We start from the raw sequence: 22,092 nt of genomic DNA, 5'->3' as shown, positions 1-22,092 counted from the left end.
TTAACAATTAAATATTAACGATAACGATATAGTATAGAAAGCAAATTATCTATGTCTTCTTTAGTATTATAAAAATGGAGACTTATTCGAATTCCTGATCCGCGTAATGAAGTGATAATATTATGTTCTAAGAGTGTGTTAAAAAGAGTTTGATTTCCTTTAATATTAAAAATAGAACTATGCTTTTGACGTTCTGCTGCTGCTGCTTGAAGCAAATCTAACTTACGAAGTTCAGCTTTGGTATATAAACATAGCTCGTTAAGCTTTTCTTCGATAGTAGATATACCAACTCCCGATAAAAAATTAAGAGAATATTGTAGACTTCCAAAATTAAAAGTATCGAGATGACCACATTCAAATCGAGCCTGGAGACTTGTATATGAACTATCATAATCAGCTTCTAAAGCAGTTTTTTTATAGGTATAAGAAGTGATTTCTTCCAGAATACCTTCTTTAAACAACATAAATCCATTGCCATAACCACCAAGTAGCCATTTATAACCACTACATCCTAAAATATCAATCCCAGAAGCATTAAAATTAAATGATGTAGTTCCACAAAATTGTGTGGCATCAGCTATTATTAATAAATCGGGATATTCTGATTTTAATTCTTTTAAAAAATCTAAATCGATCAAAACACCACTTATATATTGGACAATGCTAAAAGCAAAAACATCAGGTTTGTGTTTTGTTATGGCATTTTTAATATTTTGTTCTAACGAAGTATCTATTTGTGCATAACATACATCAAACCCTTTGTTAGTAACTGCAAAATTTATAGAAGGATAATCATCATCTAATAATAATATTTTTTTATCCTTATCTATTCCGTTTAATAAAGTATTAAAACTTAATGAAAAGTTAGGAGTTAATACTGTATCCTTTTCTTTTCCTCCAAAAAAGTCGGCAATTGTATTACGAACACCACTAAGAAACTCCTGTTGATTATTTCTAAATACGCTTCCGCCAATCAAAAAATCCAGATCATGTTCCTGTCTGAAATTTAATAGAGAATCATATAATAATCCAGAGGATGCTGTGTTAAGGTATGTGTTATGGGAAAATATAGGGAATTCTTTTCTTAAATTCTTCATAAGTTATTTTAGGGCTTTTTAGTAAAAACTTTATATTTACTCGGATATATTAATCAGCCATCGCTAAGGTACTATTAAAATGTTTTCAAAAAGAAAAGAAACTCCGCAAATTGATCCGCTACAACGCGAGTTATATGAGCATGCACGTAAAAGAGTTATTCAAAAGAAAAGATTGTTTCAACACTTTATTGTTTTTTTAGTAGGAGCTATTTTTTTTGCACTACTTAATCTGGCGTTTGGTTTTGGTGCAGACATTACTTTTTTTGGAATCGATTGGTATGTGATTGCTATTATTTGTTGGGCATTTCTCTTTGTATTACATTTTTGTAATGTATGGTTGTTTAGTAAGTTTATGGGGCAAGAATGGACTGATCGTCAAATGGAACGATTGATTACGAAACAAAAAGAGGAAATAGCATTGATTCAAAAAGATGTTGATCTTATGTATCCAAAAGAAGACCTCATAAAAAAGAAAGAAGCATTTATTAAACAGCAGCAACCTATAGAGAATAAAAAGATGGAAGAACCTAAACGTATGATAACAATGATAGCTGCAGCAGGAGAAAATAATGCTTTAGGTAAGGATAATGATTTGGTATGGCATTTACCGGATGATTTTGGGAGGTTTAAAAAACTTACTTCTGGGCATCATATTATAATGGGTAGAAAAACTTTTGAAACTTTTCCGAAGCTACTTCCTAATCGTGTGCATATTGTAATCACACGCAATAAAGAGTATCAGGCAGAAGGTGTATTAGTAGTTCATACACTCGAAGATGCTTTAAACAAGGTAAAGAATGATTCTCAACCTTTTATTATAGGAGGAGGAGAGATTTATGAAATGGGAATGAATCATTCTGACTGTATAGAGTTAACAAGAGTTCATGGGGAGTTTGAAGCTGATGCCTTTTTCCCAGAAATTGATCTAAAAGATTGGGAGTTGATCAAGGAAGAATTTCATGATAAAGATGAACGTCACCAATATGCATTTACATATTTGACGTATAAAAGAAAATAATGTTCTCTAAAGAACTTATACCTTATTTTGAAGAACTTCTTTATGAAAAAATCTTATCTGTAAAACCTTTATCCGGAGGAGATATTAATGAGGTTTATCTTTTGACTACTAAAAAAGATGAAGTCGTTATCAAGATCAACGATGCTTCCATTTTTCCTGGAATGTTTCAGGCAGAGGCCAAAGGACTTGAAACATTAAAAAAGTCAAATACTTTTACAATTCCTGAAGTTTTGCATATTGACGAAATTGATGGCACATCTTTTTTGATGATGCAATATATTGACTCTAACAGAAAAGTTGATGATTTCTGGGAAATATTCGGAAAACAACTTGCAGAGTTGCATCAACAAAGCGAAGTTTATTTTGGTTTTGAAAACGATAACTATATTGGAAGTTTGCCTCAATTTAATGACCGCTGTGTTTCTGCATCAGAATTTTATATACTCCAACGATTAGAACCGCAATTTAAACTTGCTATCAATAAAGGATTTTCATTCTCTAATTTAGATCGTTTTTATAGAACTATAGAAAATAAAATCCCGCAAGAACCTTCAAGCTTAATTCATGGAGATTTATGGAGCGGTAATTTTATGATAGATCATAGAGGGTTACCCTGTTTGATCGATCCAGCTGTTAGTTATGCTCCCAGAGAAATGGATATTGCAATGATGTATCTGTTTGGAGGTTTTGATACAACCTTGTTCGATATATACAATGAAGCTTTCCCGCTGAGTCATAATTGGAAAGAACGTCTTACTCTGTGGCAATTATATTATTTATTAGTGCATCTTAATTTATTTGGTAGATCATATTATGATCGAGTAAGAAGTATAGTAAATCAATATTCTTAATTTTTTGCAAATCTATAATTAGCGTTCCCAATAGATAAAAAATAAGATCCTTTACTTAGAGTGTTTACCATAATTTTATTTTCTGAAGGACTTACAACTGATTCTAACAATTTTGCACCTAACATAGAATATATTGCTATTTTTTCTGATGTATGGAGGCCATCAATATGAAGAGTATTTGTTGTTGGATTAGGATACATAATAATTTTTACTTGATTGGTGGTATCCAGATCATCAACATTCAATACATGGCTATCTACCACTTCAACTACTACAGAATTAGAGTTATAGGTGATTTGAAATTCTTTATCTACCCCTAAATCAGGATAATTAATTGTATTGAATGTTCCGCTTATACTATTTGCAGTCAATATGGTATAAGTAGTTCCTATTGCAGGATCGTAACTATCTAACAAGTTCACATTTAAAGTTCCGGATAGTGTAGCTGTACTAGCAACCTGAACCAGATCTACTTCAGAAATACTTCTGATATCAGTTGTAACATTTGCGCTGGAAAGAAATGTAGCATTACTATCAAAAACATAAGTGCCTACATCAGGAGAAGCACTATTTCCTGGGCTGAAAAGCTGTGACAAGTTAAAATCATTGGTATGTGTGGTATTATCTCCATATAAGAATGCGTTGTTTTGAAAAGTACCATTATTGGTTAACATCGAATTATTGATAAAAATCGAACTGTTATTCCACTGTCCATTATTTGTTATGTTCCCTTCATTGGTAAAGAACGATCTATTGGTAATTAATCCCTCATTTGTAATCGTTCCGTTATTTGTAAAGGTAGAACGACTTTCTAAAGTTCCGTTATTAGTAAGTGTTCCATTAATAGTTACGACAATAAGTGCTACATCTGCTCCAGCACTTATGATTACTTCATCTTGTGCATTAATCGTTGTGCCTGGATAACTAGGACTCCAATTACCTTGATCGGTCCAATCTCCAGTTCCGGTATATACAAATGGAGTACGGACTACTGTTAAAATAACACTAGTTGCTGTATAACTTATTTCGAATGCTTTGTTCCCAACTAAAGTTGGATAATTAATTGTATTAAATGTTCCGTTTACACTATTTGCCGTCAATATGGTATAAGTAGTTCCTATTACAGGATCGTAACTATCTAACAAGTTCACATTTAAAGTTCCGGATAGTGTAGCTGTACTAGCAACCTGAACCAGATCTACTTCAGAAACACTTCTGATATCAGCTGTAACATTTGCGCTGGAAAGAAATGTAGCATTACTATCAAAAACATAAGTGCCTACATCAGGAGAAGCACTATTTCCTGGGCTGAAAAGCTGTGACAAGTTAAAATCATTGGTATGTGTGGTATTATCTCCATATAAGAATGCGTTGTTTTGAAAAGTACCATTATTCGTTAACATCGAATTATTGATAAAAATCGAACTGTTATTCCACTGTCCATTATTTGTTATGGTCCCTTCATTGGTAAAGAACGATCTATTGGTAATTAATCCTTCATTTATAATCGTTCCGTTATTTGTAAAGGTAGAACGACTTTCTAAAGTTCCGTTATTAGTAAGTGTTCCATTAATAGTTACGACAATAAGTGCTACATCTGCTCCAGCACTTATGATTACTTCATCTTGTGCATTAATCGTTGTGCCTGGATAACTAGGGCTCCAATTGCCTTGATCGGTCCAATCTCCGGTTCCAGTATAAGTAAAAGTTGTTTGTGCCTGAGTAAAAAAAGTTAAAATGCTTAATAGAGTAAACAAATAAATCTTCATGATTCTATATTTTGACAGCAAAAATATACTTTGTTTGTTATCTAGAACACCCTATTTTCAGTGAAAAAAGTATATTAAGAATATGAAGATGTCTAGAACTTACAAAAATCTAATCACCAACTTTATCTAACTATTAAGCTTTATACTTACTTTTGTCAAAATTTTAAACACATAGTACATGAATGCATATGTATTTCCAGGTCAAGGAGCTCAGTTTTCAGGAATGGGTCTTGATCTATATGAAAATTCAGAATTAGCAAAAGAATTATTTCATAAAGCCAATGATATTCTGGGTTTTGAGATTACTAAAATTATGTTTGAAGGTTCTGCTGAGGAATTAAAAGAAACCAAAGTAACACAACCAGCCATATTTTTACATTCAGTAATTTTAAGTAAAGTATTAGGTGATAGTTTTAAACCAGACATGGTTGCTGGCCATTCACTAGGAGAGTTTTCTGCTTTAGTCGCCAACGGGACATTAGAATTTGAAGATGCTTTACAATTGGTGTCTAAAAGAGCTTTGGCTATGCAAAAAGCTTGTGAATTACAACCTTCAACAATGGCAGCGGTGCTAGGATTAGAAGATGAAGTAGTAGAAGAAACTTGTAAAGAAATCGAAGGAATTGTAGTTGCTGCAAATTATAATTGCCCGGGACAACTGGTTATTTCTGGAGAAGTAGAAGCTATAGAAAAAGCTTGCGAAGTATTAAAAGAAAAAGGTGCTCGTAGAGCATTAGTGTTACCAGTAGGGGGAGCATTTCACTCTCCATTGATGGAACCAGCCAGAGAAGAACTGGCAGCTGCAATTGAGGCTACAAAATTTAATACTCCTACATGTCCTATATATCAAAATGTAACAACAACGGCAATTACTGATCCTGAAGAGATTAAAAAGAATTTGATTGCCCAATTGACTGCACCAGTTAAATGGACACAAAGTGTGAAAAATATGATGAAAGATGGAGCTACATCTTTTACCGAAGTTGGACCAGGAAAAGTACTTTCTGGATTAGTGAAAAAAGTAGATCGTTCTATGGAAACGATTTCTGCTTCGATTTAGAAGGAATAAAATAGTATAAATAAAACACCTCAAAATATTTTTTTTGAGGTGTTTTTTATTTTGATTGCTTTTTAATATTCAGAAAAATACCTCCAGAGATAGAAGGATTAGCATAAATTATACGACCACTTATTGTAGAAGTATACGTAAAAGATATTCCGAATTTTTTGGTAATGTAATAAGCTATTTCACCTCCCACACTGGTATACTCAATATTATTGGCAAAAATACTTCCTTGTGCATTTTGAGCTGATTTGTCCCCGTTTTGAAGGGATTGTACGGCATTTAACCGTCCTATTAGCCATATTTTTTTATTCCAAAAAGAAATACCAGTCTCACCACCAAAATGTAGTTCATCAGAAAAATCTTGAGTTCGGTTATTATAGCCAAAATAAGTTTTTGCATAAAGAGGAGTTTTCTTTATAGTAAATGGTATACCAAAATCTAGTTGTATATGTTGATTAAATTCTCCATCTCCTGTTTGAAAACTTCCATCCGAACCTCCAGAATCATTGCCAATAGGAAGACCTAATTTTAATGTTGTAGCTATTGCAAAGTTATTTTTCTGTAGTATTCCATATCTTATTGATATATCACTATCTCCAATACCATTGAGATCTTCTCCTTGTTGTATTACTTCTCCTGTGGTACCAGAAATCTGATCATTTTGATAGGTCCTGGAGAAAAAAGGAACATAAGCAATTATGTCCAACTTATCGGTGATTCCATATTCACCATAAAAATTGAGATTAAAAAAACCGCGTGTTGCATTGGGATCTATATTTCCGGTATCAGTATAATGTTGATCAGAAACCAATGACCAGGCTGATAATTTATAATATCCATTTTTTTTGCCTTTAGACCATTGTCCGGTTGTTGTCGATATACTTAAAAGTAATATTGAGACAAAAGCTAAATTCTTTAATTTCATAATCTTTGGTGGTAGTATGATTAATTGATTTTTCCTTCTCCTACTTTTACAGAAAAAGGTTTGCACCAATATAATAAGTAACTGTATTGGTTTAGTTGAACATCCTGGTTGCTGATGTCAAATGTATGAGCTCCATTGAAGACAGTAACAGGGCCTATTTCATAAGCTCCGTTAATGGTGTTAGGGTTGTTAGTAAAATATACATACAATCCTGGTAATGATGATGAAGCAGCATAATTATCAGATATAGAGAGACGTATAATATCTTCGTTAGGGATGTTTTCAAGGACGAATTCACCGGTAAGTGTATAGCTGCTAGTGGTTATAATTGTTCCTGTTCTGGATTGATTATCAACAATAGTTTCATCTGTAATTTGTAGTGTACTATTAGCAACACTAGTTATTGAGTTATCAAGTGTAGAAACTGTAATGATAGCTTCTCCTTCTTCTAAAGCTGAAGCCAATCCCATCGCATCTATGCTTATTATGGCTTCATCAGAACTAGACCAGATAAGATCAACATTTTCTTCTTGCCCGATATTGTTGAGATAAGTAGCTTCAAATTGATGAGTTTCTCCTATTGCTAGAGATTCTAGAGGATTATTAATTCTTAGAACAGGATCGACTTGGTCATCTATGATATCTTCTCCAATGCAGGAAATAGCGCAGGCAAAGATAACACTCAATAAAAGGGGGTGAATGGCTTTTTTCATTGGTTAGTTTTTGATAAAAAAGAGCGTTCTTTAAAGATAATTTTACGTCTGATTAAGATATGATTAATCAGATGATGGTGTTTTTTCAATTTGATTTTTAGGTCGTTATATAGTATAACTACTTACAAATTAATGGAGGAATATGAATGAAAACTAAAACAAGTATTATTTTTTAATTACTAATTCGCCTTGCATAAATTTATTAATATATTGAGCTATTTCTTCTCCTTTCTCTTCTTGTAGAAAGTGCCCGGCATCTTTAATAATAATTTTTTGCTGCTCTTTGGTAGAGGGAATTAAGCGATAAAAGAATTTTTCAAGTCCTCCTAAAATTTTGTCCTTATCAGAAAAAAGAACCAAAGCTGGTTTGTTCCAGGTAGAGAGTACATCTCTTGCTTTTTGTATAGGTCTTACTGCTGGATCGCTAGGGTTGGCAGGAACCAATAGGGGAAAAGCAACAGCACCTCCTTTGTGTTTCCTGTTCGGAAAAGGAGCGCAATAGGCATCTAGAACATCAGAAGATAATTTTTGATACGAGCCTTTTTTTAAGATTGTACTAATAGATAAAGAAGGGTGATATTTGGCATACATTCTCCAGATTTTAAAAAACAACGACATTTTTTTACCTACCGGTAAAAACGTATTTAATATCACTACTCTTTTAAAGCGTTCTGGGTATTCTGCCAGTAAGCTTAATCCTAGCATTCCTCCCCAATCCTGAACTACAAGAGTAATATCTTTAAGATCTAATTTTTGAATGAAATGTTCTAATGATCTAAAATGGAGATCAAAAGTATAGTTTTTCCATCCTACAATTTTGTCAGATTTTCCGAATCCTATAAGATCTGGAGCAATAAATCGATAGTTTTTTAATGTAGGAATGAATTTTCTGTATAAATAAGACCAGGTTGGTTCTCCGTGAAGTGCAAGAATAACTTCTCCTTGTCCTTCATCAATATAATGCATTTGAAGATTTTCAAATTCTATAAAGTTTTCTTCATACGGAAAATCTTTAATGTTTTTGAAACGACTGAGGTCTGGTTTTACGATCTCCATAGTTTTGAGTTTGTGGTTTATGATTGTATTAACCTAAATTGAATTCATAATAAATAATTCAACACGTTACTGTACTGTTAGTCGTAATAGACCTAAATCCATTAAAAATATCTTACCTGCCGTTATTTGCAGTTTTAGCGGCTTTGAATTGAGTTTCCAGATATACTTGTTTCCACTTGCCGTCAGTGTAATCTCCTACTTTAAAGTTATAGGTGTTGTCATCTACATATTCCCACATATCGGTAACTAATGATTTACCATATTGATATTGATAGATAAGGTTTTTTCCTTCAAATTTAATTTCACCTTTAGTAACACCTCCAAAAACATCAAATTCCCAAAACTTAAAAGTTTTAGTAGTCGCATCATATTTTCTTATCCCGTGATTTCTCCATCCATACTGTGTTTGCTCTTGATTGGTAAACCCTTTGGATTTTGCAATCACAATAGTTTTATTAAGATCAAACATAAAAATGGTTTCCTGTTTAAATTTGGTTCCATCTCCCCATTTGCCTTCTGCTTTCCATTCTTTTCCAATCAAATTTTTGAACATAGACAGATCAGATTTCTGTGCAGATGATATTTGTGTAATAAATAGAAATATACTTATTGAGATTATAATTCGAGAGTTCATATGATAGCAATTAACGTTTCGATAATAGCTAAGATAGTTGCTAATTTATTTTTTATCTAGATCTTCTAAGTCTTTTTTATATTCTTCTAACCTCCAATCAGCGTTTTCTTTGGCAAGTTTGATTGCTTTTTTATAATAAATAGTAGCTTTTTCTTTATGTTTTAATTCTCGATATACATCACCCATGCCATTTAATGACCTTGCAGAATTAGGTGATTTATGAATGTATATGTCATATAAAACCTTTGCTTTTTCGGGTTGATTGTGCTTAAGGTAAAACTCTGCAAAAGTACATCCCCAATTGGTTCTTAACTTTTCTAAAAAACCTTTGGGTTTAAATTCTTTAATAAAAGAGTCAAAAGCGGTGTAGTTATTTTCATCAAATGATTTTCGAACTAAACTCCACATAGTACCTTGTGCAATATCTTCAGAAAAACCAAATCGTTCAGCTCTCTTTTTGTAATATGAGATCACATAATCCATGCCTCCTAATTGTTGATACTCTTTTAGATTGTGAAAGGTAAGTTCTTTATAGTTATAGTAATATTGTTTTACCCCATGATAGAGTGTGTGGTAAGGAGTAGATCTATGTTCTTCATTTTGTAATTTAATGTAATTCCAACGTAAGTTCTTAGGAGATTTTGATTCTAGTTTATTTTTCAAATATTCGGCACCTTCTGTAACCATGCCTTCATTGATAGCAGACGTAAAATAGAGAAAGGAGTTAGGATGGTTCTCTAAGATACTATCTAATCTTTTTACTCTTCTTGTGGATACAGGTAAGTTTGATACTTGTATAGGAAAAGGACTGGCGGCTATATATCCCTTAAATAGTTTGAGTTTTTTTGTCATAGCTTCTATCACAAATCCACCGCCGTATTCCCATCCAAATAATAAACGTTCTTGCGAAGTATTATATTTTTGATCAACAAACGGAATTACTTCATTTGATATGAAGTTTAAAAAAGAAGCAGTTCCTGTACTAAAATGTCCAAACCGGTCAGGATAAGTATTATTGATGCCTACAATTATGAAATCCGGAGTTAATTTAAATTGTTTGAAGGATTGTGATATACTTATTGCATGATGAAAAAGTCGTTGCCCATCTAAAATATATATCACAGGATATCCTTTTGAAGTTTTATTATAATCCTTGGGTAATAAAATTTGAATTTTTCGATCTTGATTTAATACTTTGGAAGGAATGATAATGTTTTTTCCTACCGTATTATCTTGAATCTTAATTTGTGAATATCCGGTATAGATAAGACTCAATAATAGACAAGCTGAAAAAAAGATTTTGACTTTCATAAGATGTATAAACTAAATGTTAGTATGCTGACTCGGATATAATTACTTACCAAGCTTTTGTTGGATTTTTTTTATACGATTTTTATAATCAGTGATCTGATCTTTGTTATATGTCTTAGCTAGTTGTAATGCTTTTTCCTGCGCGGTTAATGCTTCTTTAAGTTGATTGTTGGTTTCTAATGCTTCTGATAAACTTTGATACGCCCAGGGAGAATTGGGGCGGTATTTTACTCTTCGTTTAAAAACCTGAATAGATTCTTTGATTCTTCCGTCTCGCAATAGCTTACCACCTATGAATCTCAGGCAATTTACATTGTTCCATCGTTCTGCTTTCGGTAGGATTGGGAAACCATATATTTTAGAGAGGTTTTGATGATAGGCATCTATGTTTTCTAGGGCATTTCCTGGTTCCTTAATGATTTCACGAAATTTTAGAGACCACTTGTCTTTAGGAAAAATCATTTCCATAGAAGAAAGCATGGCTTTGATAATACAATCATAATGACCTTCATCGGGAATAACTTCTATTTTTAATTTTAAACTTTTAGATAAAAATGGAGTTAGTTTCCCTTTTAGTTTATCCATGTTTTTTAAATAGGTATCATTTTTTTTAACATCATCTTCTGCTACTGCCAGATAGAATTGAGCTTTACGGTTAGGATTATTAATGAAGACTTCTTCAAAGGCGTCGATGAATGTTTCACCAGGGTTGTATCCCATACCAATCATATCTGCACTCGCTACTGTAATATGAGCCTGAAAGAGATCGGGAGCTTGTGCAAATGTGTGTAATGGAAATACACTGCTTCCAGAAACCCCTACAATTATGCGATAATCAGCTGCTCGATATTGTTGTTTTAAATAAGGGAACAATTCTTCCTTAAGGTGTCGTATAAACTTTGTAGGATCTGCGTTAAACTCTATGGTTTCTCGACTAGACCACATACCATTAGTATATACATTAGGAGCATAATGTGTTTCTTCTTCAAAGCTTATAACAATAGCTTCGGGCATTCGATTAACATAACTTAAGTGTTCAATAACACCAGATATGGTTAAAAAAAATTTATTGCCGTGACTTCCACTTATTAAAATCACGGGATATGTATGATCTTCTGAGGCAGTATAAAAACTTTCTGGAAGATAGATATTCATTTTTCTATCTTCATTTAAGATTTTAGAATGAAAAGAAATTTTTTGGGCATAGGTTGTAGGAGAAGAAGAAACCGCAGATAAAAATGATTTATCTGATTGTTGTGCCTTTCCATAAAATATAGAAAGTAAGAAAATGAAGCTTGTGATTAGGTAAGAATGTAATTTCATTGATCTGGTATTTATCTTTTGTTAATACTAGTTTTTAATTCGTTTAAAGATTCTTTGTATTTAGATGTTTCAGGATTAGATTCTCGTTCTGAGATTTCAATAGCTTTTTTATATGATTTTATAGATTCTGTAAATTTTTGTGCAACTTTTAGAGAGAGTCCGAGATATGCGTGAGCATTAGAAGAGTGTGGATAAAGTTTTACCCAGTATTGGAACAATTCAATGGCTTCGCTTACTCTACCTTGTTTTAAAAGTCGACGCCCAATATTTTTAATACAGTTCATGCTATATAACCGATTCATATTAGGGTATATCTTAAAACCATATTGTTGAGATAAATTATTGTAAAAAGCATCTATATTTTCTTTTGCGTTTCCTTCTTTGTTGATGGTCTCAACATAATCAACAATCCATTGCTCTTTTGGATAAATGAGGTCAAAAGCAGAAATGATTCCGGGAAGTAAAACATCTGTATGGCCTTCACCATGGATTATTTCTCCTTTGGCACTCAAATTGGAGATTGAACCTTTTGATATTTTTTGATTAAAAGAAGCAATATTGTTTTTAATATTAGGATTACTGATCAAATCCCGACCTCCAGAAACAACATATAAATATGTTTTGTTAGAAAGTGAAGAGGTTAAGGAGTTTTCAATAATGTGAATAAAGTTTTTATCTTTTGTATAACCATCTCCAATAATATTACCAGATGCCAGAGCTATATATGCTTGAAATAATTTTCTGTTTTCACAAAAAAGATCCAAGGTAAATACTGAAGAAGGTGAGAATCCCACGATAGTTCTGAAGTTTGCCGTACGATACTTAGTAGTTAAAATGGGGATCAATTCTTTTTCCAAAAATGCGCTGAGTTCTTCCTGATGATTTCCGTAATTATAATTTCTTTGTTTACTATAGCTATATAGGTTAGGAGCGTAATAACTACGATGCTGTTTTCCTTTAGGAATAGTTACAATAATTGATTCTGGCATTCTCGAGGTTGCACTGAGATGGTTAACTATTGCAGTCATTGTTGAGAATATAAGTTGATCGTCTAGTACAACAATGATTGGGTAAGATTTTGTTGACTTATCATAATCGTAAGGGAGTACTATTTTTACTTCTCTTACTTCGTTTAAGAATTTGGAGTTTATTTTGACTGTATCAATACGGTTGTTGTTGCTATGTTGCCCCCACATTTGTAAAGTACATAAGAAGAGGATAAAAATGTAGTTTTTCATTTTGATGCCTGCAATAAAGTGATGTATAAATATAGTTTGCAGTCAAAAGAGGAATCATCAAATACTGATGAATGAGGATAAATAATGATTAAAAGGTTTTTTTTTACCGATGAGTGATTGTAGAAAGTTTCTTATGAAAATTGCACCCATTTTCTGAATTCAGAAGTTTTAGAAGAACTAGTAACAACTCCTTGACCAATTCCGGTAAGAATAATTAGAAGTCTATTTTTACTATGTGTATCCATAGCGGTTATGTGCTGTATGTTTATAATTTGACTTCTGTTAATTCTAAAAAACGATTTAGGGGTCAACTGATCTTCAAGAATTCCGATACTTTGCGAAATACTATGTGTGTTACCATTTTTATCTGTGATTTTACAAAAATCACCACAAGCCTCTATCAGACTTATAGTATCAACATCTATTAGTTTGATGCCATTTCCTTTTTTTACTACAAAACGATTTAAGAATTGTTTTTTTTCGGAGGTGATTAACTCTTTTAGGTCTTTAAAAACTTCATTGTTTGTTTGAAAGGCGCTTCTTGAAGAAGCGATAAGAGTCTCGTATTTACACAAGGCTTCTGATAATTCCCCCTTTGAATACGGTTTTAAGATGTATGCGATGCCATTAGCTTTAAAAGCATCTAGAAGAAAAGTGTCATAGGCGGTACAAAAAATAATAGGCGATGATAAGTTTATCTGATCAAATAAATCAAAAGCTAAGCCATCAAGTAATTGGATATCAGAAAGAATAAAGTCATATTGATTTTGAATCAATAATTGCTTTGCGTTACCGATGGATCTGGACCAATCATACGTGACTTGAGAAGAATAATATTCTTGAATATAGAGGACTAGTTTTTCATATGCCGGAATTTCATCTTCAAGAATTAGAATATTCATAAAACTCTTTGTTTAATTATTGTTCTAATGTTAATAGAGGTAATGTTATTGCAAAATAATTTTTGCTTTCTTCAATAGTAACCTCCTTATTAGAAAGAAGTATATAGCGTTTTTTTATGTTTTGTAATCCAGTTCCAGAAGAATAATTATTTGTTATAATAATAGATTTGTTGTTTTTGACTTTAATTATATCATCAAGAATTGTTATCTCTGTTTTGATTACCTGGTCATTTTTTGGTTTGTTATGTTTTACTACATTTTCAATAACCGTTTGTAAAGCTCCTGTTGGTAAATATTTGTCTTTAGGTTGTTCGTTTTTGTGTAAAATAAATTCGTAAGAATGACCAAATCGAGTTTCGATAAGAAAGAAATAATTTTCAGCTAATTTAATTTCTTCTTCTAGCGGTACGACTTCTTGATCCTTGGTTTGAGTGATATGTCGATATAATGATGCCAGTCGAGAAATATAGATTTTTGCCTTTTCCGGAGAAATGTCAATTAAAGCATCTAATGTATTAAGGCTATTAAATAAAAAATGCGGATCAAATTGTGTCCTTAATAATTTGAGTTGCATTTCTTTCTGTTCTTTGGCAATCTGATTTACTTTTATAAAGTTTTCGTAATACTTCTTTCCTAATAATAATCCCAATGGCAGCGCTAGATCTACTGCGGAGTTATAATAACTTTTAAAAATTAATTTTTTACTCAGGTCTGATATTTTTAAAGGATTTCCTCCTGACCAGAACTCTAGGAGAAGAGATCCAAATCCTACTAAAATCACACTACCTAATGCCGTGAAGAAAAATAGTAAATACTTTTTATTTTTAACCAATAACTCAATGATCAGATATCTAAAAAGAATTATTAGAACAATTGTCTTTATCCAAAGAAGAGGAATATCTATTAAATACTTAAATAAGGGTCTACCTAAAATAGAAAAATGAGCAATGTCCCATAGTGTAACTATGGCCAGATAAATAATAAGAAGACGGTAATCAGATTTATTAAGTTTGAGATACATCATGGCGTATAAAGATATTGTTTTAATATTTCTGGACTTTTATTCCTGAGGTAATTCTCTTTTTTTAATCGAAGTTAATTTACTTCACTAATAAGCAAATAATTATTCTATGATAAAAAGGAAAAGTTTTTTTGAATTCTTTTACCAGATACTTCTTATATAACAGTGTTAAAAGATATGTATGCTTTGCATTCAAGTTGATTATTAACTCATCTCAAAACTATAGATATTAGAATTCCGACAATAAAGGTAACTACTCCAATTGTTAATAGAAAAAAAGCAAAACCAGTTATATAAATAAAAAAGCCTTGTATTAAACCTTTGATATACCCTTTGTTAAACATACCTTGAAATATATGACTATATACCAATGCGGCAATTAGGAGGCCTATTAAATACAGCCAAGCTACATATTCAGGAAACAGATATATGATGAATAATGATACGATCCCGTATAATGTTGACTGCCCAATCATAAAAGTATTGAGTATAAGGTGTTCTGCATAATGTAATGCTCTTTTCTGTAAAAACAATATAGAACTTAATGACATAAAAGGAATTATTAGGAAAGGGATAATATTCATAAACTTAGTTACGAATTTCATAGAATCTTCCAATTTAACTTCTTCTGCCTCAGATTTTATAACCCCAAGCATCTTGTAGTTTTCGATCGTTTGATCTATTTGTAATTTCCAAATGCCAAGGTATAATATAAAAAAAGTGCTGATTGCTATGGCAATTAGAGCATATCTAAAAGGATTTGTGTATTTAACGGTATTACCATCTAGATAATTATTTATTACTTTTCCAGGAGAGATAGTCAATGACTTAAATGTATAGAAAAAACCCTTTTCAAGGTTAAATATAGCATTCACAAAAGATTTAGATAATTTCTTTAAGGTCCATCTATAATGAATTACTTTTTGGCCGCAATGTTGACAAAATTTTTGTTGTACTACAGTACCACAGTTCTTACACGGATTAGATCCTTCCATTTGATATAAATACTAATAATATTTTTCAAAGATATAGGATTTAGAAGTTTATTATTTATAGCTCTTAGTTTCTTTTATCACAAAAACTGTCAGTTTTTTTATTGGATCATCGTTTACATCAAACCATATCAGCTAGAAAACCTAGTGCTATTTGACCTAATTGATCTTGTATATTTAAAATTTTGGAATTCATTATGGTAGTGCTTTGTACGACCGCCATTGCTGGAGCTCCTGTTTTAACCATATCGCCTAATTCCTTTGGATTAGATATTTATTCAATAACTACCAATATTCAAAGATTTTAAAAATTTTACCTTCTTTAAATTCGAATAAAGTCATTTGAGGCTTACCAGCTTCAGTTCCTGTATCTGTTTTACTAATGAATTTTTTTTCTACAACGACTGCATTTAATCCCAGGATTGTGTTGACAATTTTAATGTCAGCCACACTGCCATTATAGCCACCGTTTTTTTGATTTCTTACGTATCCCTCGTATAATTTTTTTCGAGTGTAAACTCCTCCATATTTTGGATGCACGTAGGTGAAATCTTCAGAAAAAAGCTTAAAAATATTATCAATATCATCTACTGTAGAATTTGATTGAAATACTTTTATATTCAATTTATAGTATTCATTTACAATCATTTTAAGCGAATCTTTATGCGACTGATTGGCTTCTTGCCCTTTAACAATAAATGCTTTAAAACAAAACAAGATTATAATAATCAAGGTTGTAAATGACTTTTTCATGGGTTAGATTTTAATTTTTATAAACTTTTCCTTCTTTCATTACAAAAACTATATTTTCCATAGTATCAATCTTTTTTGTTGGATCATCATTTACAGCAACAATATCCGCTAGAAAACCAGGAGCGATTTGACCTAATTGATCTTGCATATTCAGGATTTTGGCATTTGTTGTTGTAGCACTTTGTATAGCTGCTATTGCAGGCATTCCTGCTTCAACCATGAAACCAAACTCTTTTCCATTTTGTCCATGCATAAATACTCCAGCATCTGTTCCAAAAGCAATACCAACACCGCGATCATAAGCTTTTTTAAATGTATTTTGGATTTTTGGACCAATATCTAACGCTTTAGGTACAATAATCGCAGGATAGTATCCATCGATTTTAGCTTTTTCGGTTACTTCTTTTCCTGCTGTAATCGTAGGAACCAAATATGCATCATATTGCTTCATCAGATCCATAGTTTTTTCACTCATTAAAGTCCCATGCTCGATGGTTTTTACACCTCCAAGTATAGCACGTTGCATCCCTTCGTCTCCATGAGCATGTGCAGCTACATGAAAACCATAATCCTTAGCGGTTTCAGTAATGGCTTTAATTTCTTCTACGGTAAATTGAGGATTAGATCCGCTTTTGGCAACACTTAAAACACCACCTGTAGCTGTAATCTTAATTAAATCTGCTCCGTTTTTATAACGCTGACGAACAGCTTTTTTTGCATCTTCTACACTATTTACAACTCCATCTTTTGGTCCTGGATCTCCCATTATGGATTTTTTACTTCCGTTTGTAGGATCAGCATGACCGCCTGTAGTGGCCAATGATTTTCCTGCTGTAAATATTCTTGGCCCATCAATTTTTCCTCTGGCAATTGCTTTTTTTAAAGCAATATTGACACCGCTACCACCCAAATCTCGAACAGTGGTAAATCCCGCCATAAGTGTAGTTTTTGCAAAACCTACTGCATCAAAAGCCACATCAGCTTCATTATCCGTATAACGTTTCAAATAAGCTTTAGGATTAGTTTCTCCTTCTAAATGTACATGCATGTCAATAAGACCTGGCATTACTGTTTTATCTTTAAGGTCGATGGTAGTATCATCTTTTTTTCCTTTGGTATATCCGTTTTCTACCTTGGTAATTTTGTTTCCAGAAATAACAATTGTTTTTTCGGTAAGAACTGTTCCTGTTTTGGTGTCAATTAGTTTTCCGCAATGTAAATAGGTGTCTTGTGCTAAAATAGTTGTGCAAATGAGTGCAAGCAGCACAGAAAATATGTATTTCATTTTTGAGATGGTGTAAAAGTTATTATAATTAAAATTGAGTTTTTAAATATTAGAAAAGCAACAATTTATAATAAATAGTTGTTAATGAAGTGTAGATTATGATTTCTTTTAGAAATATAGAAAGCTAATAATGGGTAAAATCTATAGATGTGTTTGATTGTAATAACCCTAATTTTATTGAAAGAAGAAATAGAAAGGAAGTGTTTTTAATGAATTTTGAGAAGTAATAATCAAGTTTTACAAAAGATGATTTAAAACTAATTAGCCATTAACTTTTTAAATATAAAGTTAATGGCTAATTGTTCTTTTTGAATTACTTACGAAACGTTATTGCCTTGTTACGTAATATTATATTAAAGATCTTTTTTCAAGAAAATACTATCTATACACCGTGTATTGTAATACGCAAGAGTTATTTTCTCTCTCATTACATTGCCAAAATACAATATTAGCACTTATGAATGCAGCCGATCCAACAGAACTTATTATTTGATCAACATGAGCCTGAAGATCATCTTGGTAATGATCAAGGTTAATATCACCATCTCCATCTACATAGTAGATCATACTTTTGTAATATGTAGAAACAGTTCCAGAAGGAGGCCAGGTACGAGGATAGGTAGTACACTCTCTTACATAACGTTCAAACTCAGATCTAGAATCGTCTGAACATCCTTCATCTCCGTGTAAAGTACAATTTGCTCTGGTTGTTGGTTTTTTAAGAGCACTTAATTCTTTCTCACTAGCAGTACGATGTTCAACAGTTCCTACTAATTCCAGGTATTCATTAGCGGCGTTAACTTCTTCGCTGGTTGATTCTTTACTACAAGAAGAGATTACTATAGCAACTAGTACTATTGCTATAATAGATTTCATTTTAAATTTCATTTTTATTGTTTTTAGGTTAAAAGATATCCGCAAGTAAATAAAGATGAATACCATCACCTAATTAGGTTTTTTAAGTATTTGTTATCTTTCTTAAGTCTTAATAGAGAGAATTTTAATAGAATTATAATGTCAAAATAACTTTAAGTTAAGAAGTGATTATTATATCATAATTTTATGATTGAACGTTCGGATATATAGTATCGTTTTTCTTACCAATTTGTACGATGATTTAAGTCAATAACTCGGCTAAATCTTGTTCTATATAATCAGGAATTGTATTTACATCTATAATTTCATCTGATAAACCTTTTTTCTTTTCTTGTAGTTGTAATATTTTTTCTTCGATGGTATTTTTTGAAATGAATCGAGTAACCATAACATTATTAGTCTGCCCAATACGGTGAGATCTAGCAATAGCTTGTTTCTCAATAAATGGATTCCACCAGGGATCTAATAATACTACGTATGATGCTTTTGTAAGATTTAAACCTACTCCACCAGCTTTAAGCGAAATGAAAAATATAGGAATAGCATCATTTGTTTGGAATTCGTTAACGATAGATTCACGATCAGAACTTTTAGTTTGCCCTGTTAAGGTTGTGTACGGTATATGATTAGCATCACACCATTCTTGGTATATATTTAAATGAGAGACAAAAGAACTAAAAATCAATACTTTTTTATTTGATCTCACCAAAGTTTCTAGATAATTGGTAACATCCATAAATTTTCCAGATTGTTGATCTGATTTCTCATCAATTAGTTTTGGATGATTTGCTAATTGACGAAGTTTTGTAAGTGTATTAATAATATGAATTTTATTTGAAGGAACCGGATCAATACCCAATAGGAGGTTTCTGGCTGCTGATTTCTGAGATTCATATTGTTTTTCTTGATCAAGAAGCATTTCTGTATAGATAATTTGTTCTGATAATTCAGGAAGATCTTTTGCAACTTGCTCCTTGGTTCTTCTTAAGATGAAAGGGTCAATAAGATTTTTTAGTTCTTCTATACGTTCTTGATCCTGGTGTTTTTCTATTGGAATTTTAAAATGATCCTTAAAAAAGGTATAACTACCTAACATTCCTGGATTAATAAACTGCATCTGTGACCAAAGGTCAGATAATGAATTTTCTATAGGAGTACCACTTAAAGAAATTTTATGTGAAGCCTGCAAGCTATTGATAGCTTGAAAAATCTTAGATTCTTTGTTTTTTATCTGCTGACTTTCATCCGTGATTAGATATGCAAAATCTGTTTTTTTAAGTATTGAAATATCTTTCGAGACTGTGGTATATGTTGTAAGAATTACATCATAAGTATCTAGATATGGAGTAATCTTTTTTCTATCAGTACCTGTGTATTTGACAATAGAAAGATGCGGAGCAAATTTTATGATTTCTTGCGCCCAGTTAAAGACTAGGGAAGAAGGAAGCACGATCAATGCTTTTAAATATGTTTTTATTTCTAGAGGATCGCTAAATAATTCTAATCGTACAGTTTTTGAGGTGCCTTCCTCTGGAGATAGATGTTCTTTTGCAAAAATTAATGCAGCAATAGTTTGTAATGTTTTTCCTAATCCCATATCATCTGCAAGACAAGCGCCTAATTCATTATGATAGTGATTCACTAACCATTGAACTCCTTCTTTTTGATATGGACGTAAAGTTGCTTTTAATAAATCACTCGGTTGATATTCTATATCAGTCTTATGCTCTATAGCTAACTCTTCTGGTTCGATAATATCTTTTAAGATAGTATAATTTCCTTTGTTTACTTGTATCGTGTCATCCTTTACTTTTCCGAAATCTGCTATTTTTTTGTATCGCGTCATCCATTCTTGAGGGATAATAAAGATTTGATCTTCATCAATAGGAAAGAGACGATTGTTTTGTTTAATGTATTTTACAAATTTTGAAAACTTAATCTCTTGATTACCAATGGTAACAATACCTTTTACATCAAACCAGTCATTTTTTTTTTCGTTCTTAATATCTATTTGATAAGGAGTAATGTTTATAGGTTTGTCTTCAATTTGTGGTTGTTTTATTTCAAAGCCATCTTCAACAAGCTGAGATTTATTCACCGTTAACCATTTTAGAATTTCAAAAGGATCCTCGGTATTTTCGGTTTCTAAAAGTAAATTGTTATTGAGACGTAATCCTTTACTAATTAGTAAATCAATTATTTTTTGCTCTGCTTCAGGATCTCTTTTTGTTTGAATAATCTGAATTTGATGATCATCTTCAAAATTTACACTAGAAACAGTTGTCTTGGTGTTATTATAATCAAAAGTAGCTTGATCATAGTTCAAAATAAGTTTTATCACATATACATCTCTAATAAAATCCTGAAGAACTTCGATTTCATAGGATGCTATGTTTTTATGTGTAATGATCTCAAAACCATTGGTTACAACATCGACATTTTTAATTACAGGTACAATTACTTTTTCTAAATACATTTTAATGTGTTTTTGAGCAATTGTAATCTTTTCTTTATCAAAAAATGGTTTTAGTTTGTTGGAATTGAGGTTTTTAATTTGATAAATAGCTTTGTCTAAAAGAATCCAGGAAGGGTCATTAAGTAATATTTGAATACTATGATTTTTTGGGATTAAACGCTTTTCTTGATCTTTAAGAGTAAATGCATATTCTATTCCTTCTTCTGTTTTGGTAAATTCTAAAATTGGATATAGAGAAATAGAATCATTTATCAAAAGCCTATGATTTTCAAAAGGATCTTTTCTTTGTGCGTTATAAGTTATTGCATATTGATTTGTAACCAATAAAGAATAAAAAGTAGCAAATTTTCTATGAACAAAGTTTAAAATTACGGGTTTGATTTTGGGATCTACAAGAAGTTCTGCAAGCTTTAAAGTTCTTCTGTTTTTTACAGACTTGAAACGTTGTTCTAATGAAAGAGGTTTTAACTGATTGCAAATTTCTAATAATTGCTCATGAGGAGTTTCACGGTATGTAATTTCTAAACTATCCAGAATTTCTGGAGTAGCTTGTTTCTCTACATAACCAAGGCGATTATTGTTTAGAGGAACAACATATGGTTCGGGTAAAGGAGGAATGTCCTTAAAACTATGGTCAAAAAGATTATAACAGATAACTAAAGAATCCATCACGAGTAAGTAGGTTTAATGGGTTATTTGGGTTTCCTCTTTTATGAAGAGGAATTAACATAAAGAAGTATTTTAGAAACTTCTTCTATTTATAATAAGACATTAGTTTTCCATAAA

At 31.6% G+C, this 22,092-nt stretch carries 20 protein-coding genes; 3 read left to right on the top strand and 17 right to left on the bottom strand.

The features are described from left to right. Positions 1–14: 14 nt before the first annotated feature. A complete protein-coding gene (locus U0D62_RS13210) occupies positions 15–1,097 on the bottom strand; it encodes an aminotransferase class V-fold PLP-dependent enzyme (RefSeq protein ID WP_322287776.1) in 1,083 nt (360 codons plus the stop codon). A 79-nt stretch (positions 1,098–1,176) separates the two neighbouring features. Here U0D62_RS13210 and U0D62_RS13205 point away from each other — a divergent pair, with 79 nt between their 5' ends. Together U0D62_RS13205 and U0D62_RS13200 are read left to right on the top strand one after the other, a co-directional pair. Continuing rightward, entirely contained in the window at positions 1,177–2,115 is a 939-nt protein-coding gene (locus U0D62_RS13205; RefSeq protein WP_322287775.1) for a dihydrofolate reductase, read from the top strand. Beyond that, a complete protein-coding gene (locus U0D62_RS13200; protein ID WP_322287774.1) occupies positions 2,115–2,966 on the top strand; it encodes a fructosamine kinase family protein in 852 nt (283 codons plus the stop codon). Before U0D62_RS13205 ends, U0D62_RS13200 begins: the two co-directional genes overlap by 1 nt. Here the strand turns inward: U0D62_RS13200 and U0D62_RS13195 are convergent. Next, positions 2,963–4,735 (bottom strand): T9SS type A sorting domain-containing protein, encoded by a 1,773-nt coding sequence (locus U0D62_RS13195; protein ID WP_322287773.1) that lies wholly within the window; start codon positions 4,733–4,735, stop codon positions 2,963–2,965. The two genes, U0D62_RS13200 and U0D62_RS13195, sit on opposite strands and share 4 nt — an antisense overlap. Positions 4,736–4,913: 178 nt before the next feature. Between U0D62_RS13195 and fabD the strand changes: the two genes are divergently transcribed. Further along, positions 4,914–5,795: an ACP S-malonyltransferase gene (gene fabD, locus U0D62_RS13190; RefSeq protein WP_322287772.1), complete on the top strand. Its 882-nt coding sequence runs from the start codon at positions 4,914–4,916 to the stop codon at positions 5,793–5,795. A gap of 55 nt (positions 5,796–5,850) precedes the next feature. Here the strand turns inward: fabD and U0D62_RS13185 are convergent, their stop codons facing one another. The 15 genes from U0D62_RS13185 to U0D62_RS13115 all read right to left on the bottom strand — a co-directional run bounded on the left by U0D62_RS13185 (position 5,851) and on the right by U0D62_RS13115 (position 21,975). Beyond that, the gene (locus tag U0D62_RS13185; protein ID WP_322287771.1) at positions 5,851–6,726 is read right to left on the bottom strand and encodes a hypothetical protein; all 876 of its coding nucleotides are present in this window, start codon (positions 6,724–6,726) and stop codon (positions 5,851–5,853) included. A gap of 20 nt (positions 6,727–6,746) precedes the next feature. After that, complete coding sequence (locus tag U0D62_RS13180) at positions 6,747–7,439, bottom strand: Ig-like domain-containing protein (protein ID WP_322287770.1); 693 nt, start codon at positions 7,437–7,439, stop codon at positions 6,747–6,749. A gap of 165 nt (positions 7,440–7,604) precedes the next feature. Further along, on the bottom strand, positions 7,605–8,495 hold the full coding sequence (locus tag U0D62_RS13175) for a haloalkane dehalogenase (RefSeq protein ID WP_322287769.1): 891 nt from the start codon (positions 8,493–8,495) through the stop codon (positions 7,605–7,607). Between the two features lie 112 nt (positions 8,496–8,607). Further along, positions 8,608–9,129 (bottom strand): hypothetical protein, encoded by a 522-nt coding sequence (locus U0D62_RS13170; protein WP_322287768.1) that lies wholly within the window; start codon positions 9,127–9,129, stop codon positions 8,608–8,610. Between the two features lie 45 nt (positions 9,130–9,174). After that, positions 9,175–10,440: an alpha/beta hydrolase-fold protein gene (locus U0D62_RS13165; protein ID WP_322287767.1), complete on the bottom strand. Its 1,266-nt coding sequence runs from the start codon at positions 10,438–10,440 to the stop codon at positions 9,175–9,177. A 42-nt stretch (positions 10,441–10,482) separates the two neighbouring features. Then, complete coding sequence (locus tag U0D62_RS13160; RefSeq protein ID WP_322287766.1) at positions 10,483–11,763, bottom strand: alpha/beta hydrolase-fold protein; 1,281 nt, start codon at positions 11,761–11,763, stop codon at positions 10,483–10,485. 11 nt (positions 11,764–11,774) lie between these two features. Further along, positions 11,775–13,001: an alpha/beta hydrolase-fold protein gene (locus U0D62_RS13155; protein ID WP_322287765.1), complete on the bottom strand. Its 1,227-nt coding sequence runs from the start codon at positions 12,999–13,001 to the stop codon at positions 11,775–11,777. A 131-nt stretch (positions 13,002–13,132) separates the two neighbouring features. Continuing rightward, positions 13,133–13,903: a LytR/AlgR family response regulator transcription factor gene (locus U0D62_RS13150; RefSeq protein ID WP_322287764.1), complete on the bottom strand. Its 771-nt coding sequence runs from the start codon at positions 13,901–13,903 to the stop codon at positions 13,133–13,135. 16 nt (positions 13,904–13,919) lie between these two features. Then, on the bottom strand, positions 13,920–14,927 hold the full coding sequence (locus tag U0D62_RS13145; RefSeq protein ID WP_322287763.1) for a sensor histidine kinase: 1,008 nt from the start codon (positions 14,925–14,927) through the stop codon (positions 13,920–13,922). A gap of 206 nt (positions 14,928–15,133) precedes the next feature. Beyond that, on the bottom strand, positions 15,134–15,919 hold the full coding sequence (locus U0D62_RS13140) for a DUF3667 domain-containing protein (protein WP_322287762.1): 786 nt from the start codon (positions 15,917–15,919) through the stop codon (positions 15,134–15,136). Between the two features lie 118 nt (positions 15,920–16,037). Further along, positions 16,038–16,163 carry a hypothetical protein gene (locus tag U0D62_RS13135; protein WP_322287761.1) on the bottom strand — a complete coding sequence of 42 codons (126 nt, stop codon included), beginning with the start codon at positions 16,161–16,163 and terminating at the stop codon, positions 16,038–16,040. A 38-nt stretch (positions 16,164–16,201) separates the two neighbouring features. Further along, on the bottom strand, positions 16,202–16,669 hold the full coding sequence (locus tag U0D62_RS13130; RefSeq protein WP_322287760.1) for a nuclear transport factor 2 family protein: 468 nt from the start codon (positions 16,667–16,669) through the stop codon (positions 16,202–16,204). Between the two features lie 10 nt (positions 16,670–16,679). Continuing rightward, the gene (locus tag U0D62_RS13125) at positions 16,680–17,954 is read right to left on the bottom strand and encodes a metal-dependent hydrolase family protein (RefSeq protein ID WP_322287759.1); all 1,275 of its coding nucleotides are present in this window, start codon (positions 17,952–17,954) and stop codon (positions 16,680–16,682) included. Between the two features lie 378 nt (positions 17,955–18,332). Then, a complete protein-coding gene (locus U0D62_RS13120) occupies positions 18,333–18,830 on the bottom strand; it encodes a hypothetical protein (protein WP_322287758.1) in 498 nt (165 codons plus the stop codon). A gap of 241 nt (positions 18,831–19,071) precedes the next feature. Next, positions 19,072–21,975, bottom strand: a complete 2,904-nt coding sequence (locus tag U0D62_RS13115; RefSeq protein ID WP_322287757.1) for a DEAD/DEAH box helicase — start codon at positions 21,973–21,975, stop codon at positions 19,072–19,074. Between the last annotated feature and the right edge of the window lie 117 nt (positions 21,976–22,092).

The organism is Aquimarina callyspongiae, from assembly GCF_034322225.1.
In the GTDB taxonomy this organism is placed as follows: Bacteria; Bacteroidota; Bacteroidia; order Flavobacteriales; family Flavobacteriaceae; genus Aquimarina.
The sequence above is the reverse complement of the archived record's forward strand: the minus strand, read 5'-3'. Positions and strand labels throughout refer to the sequence as shown.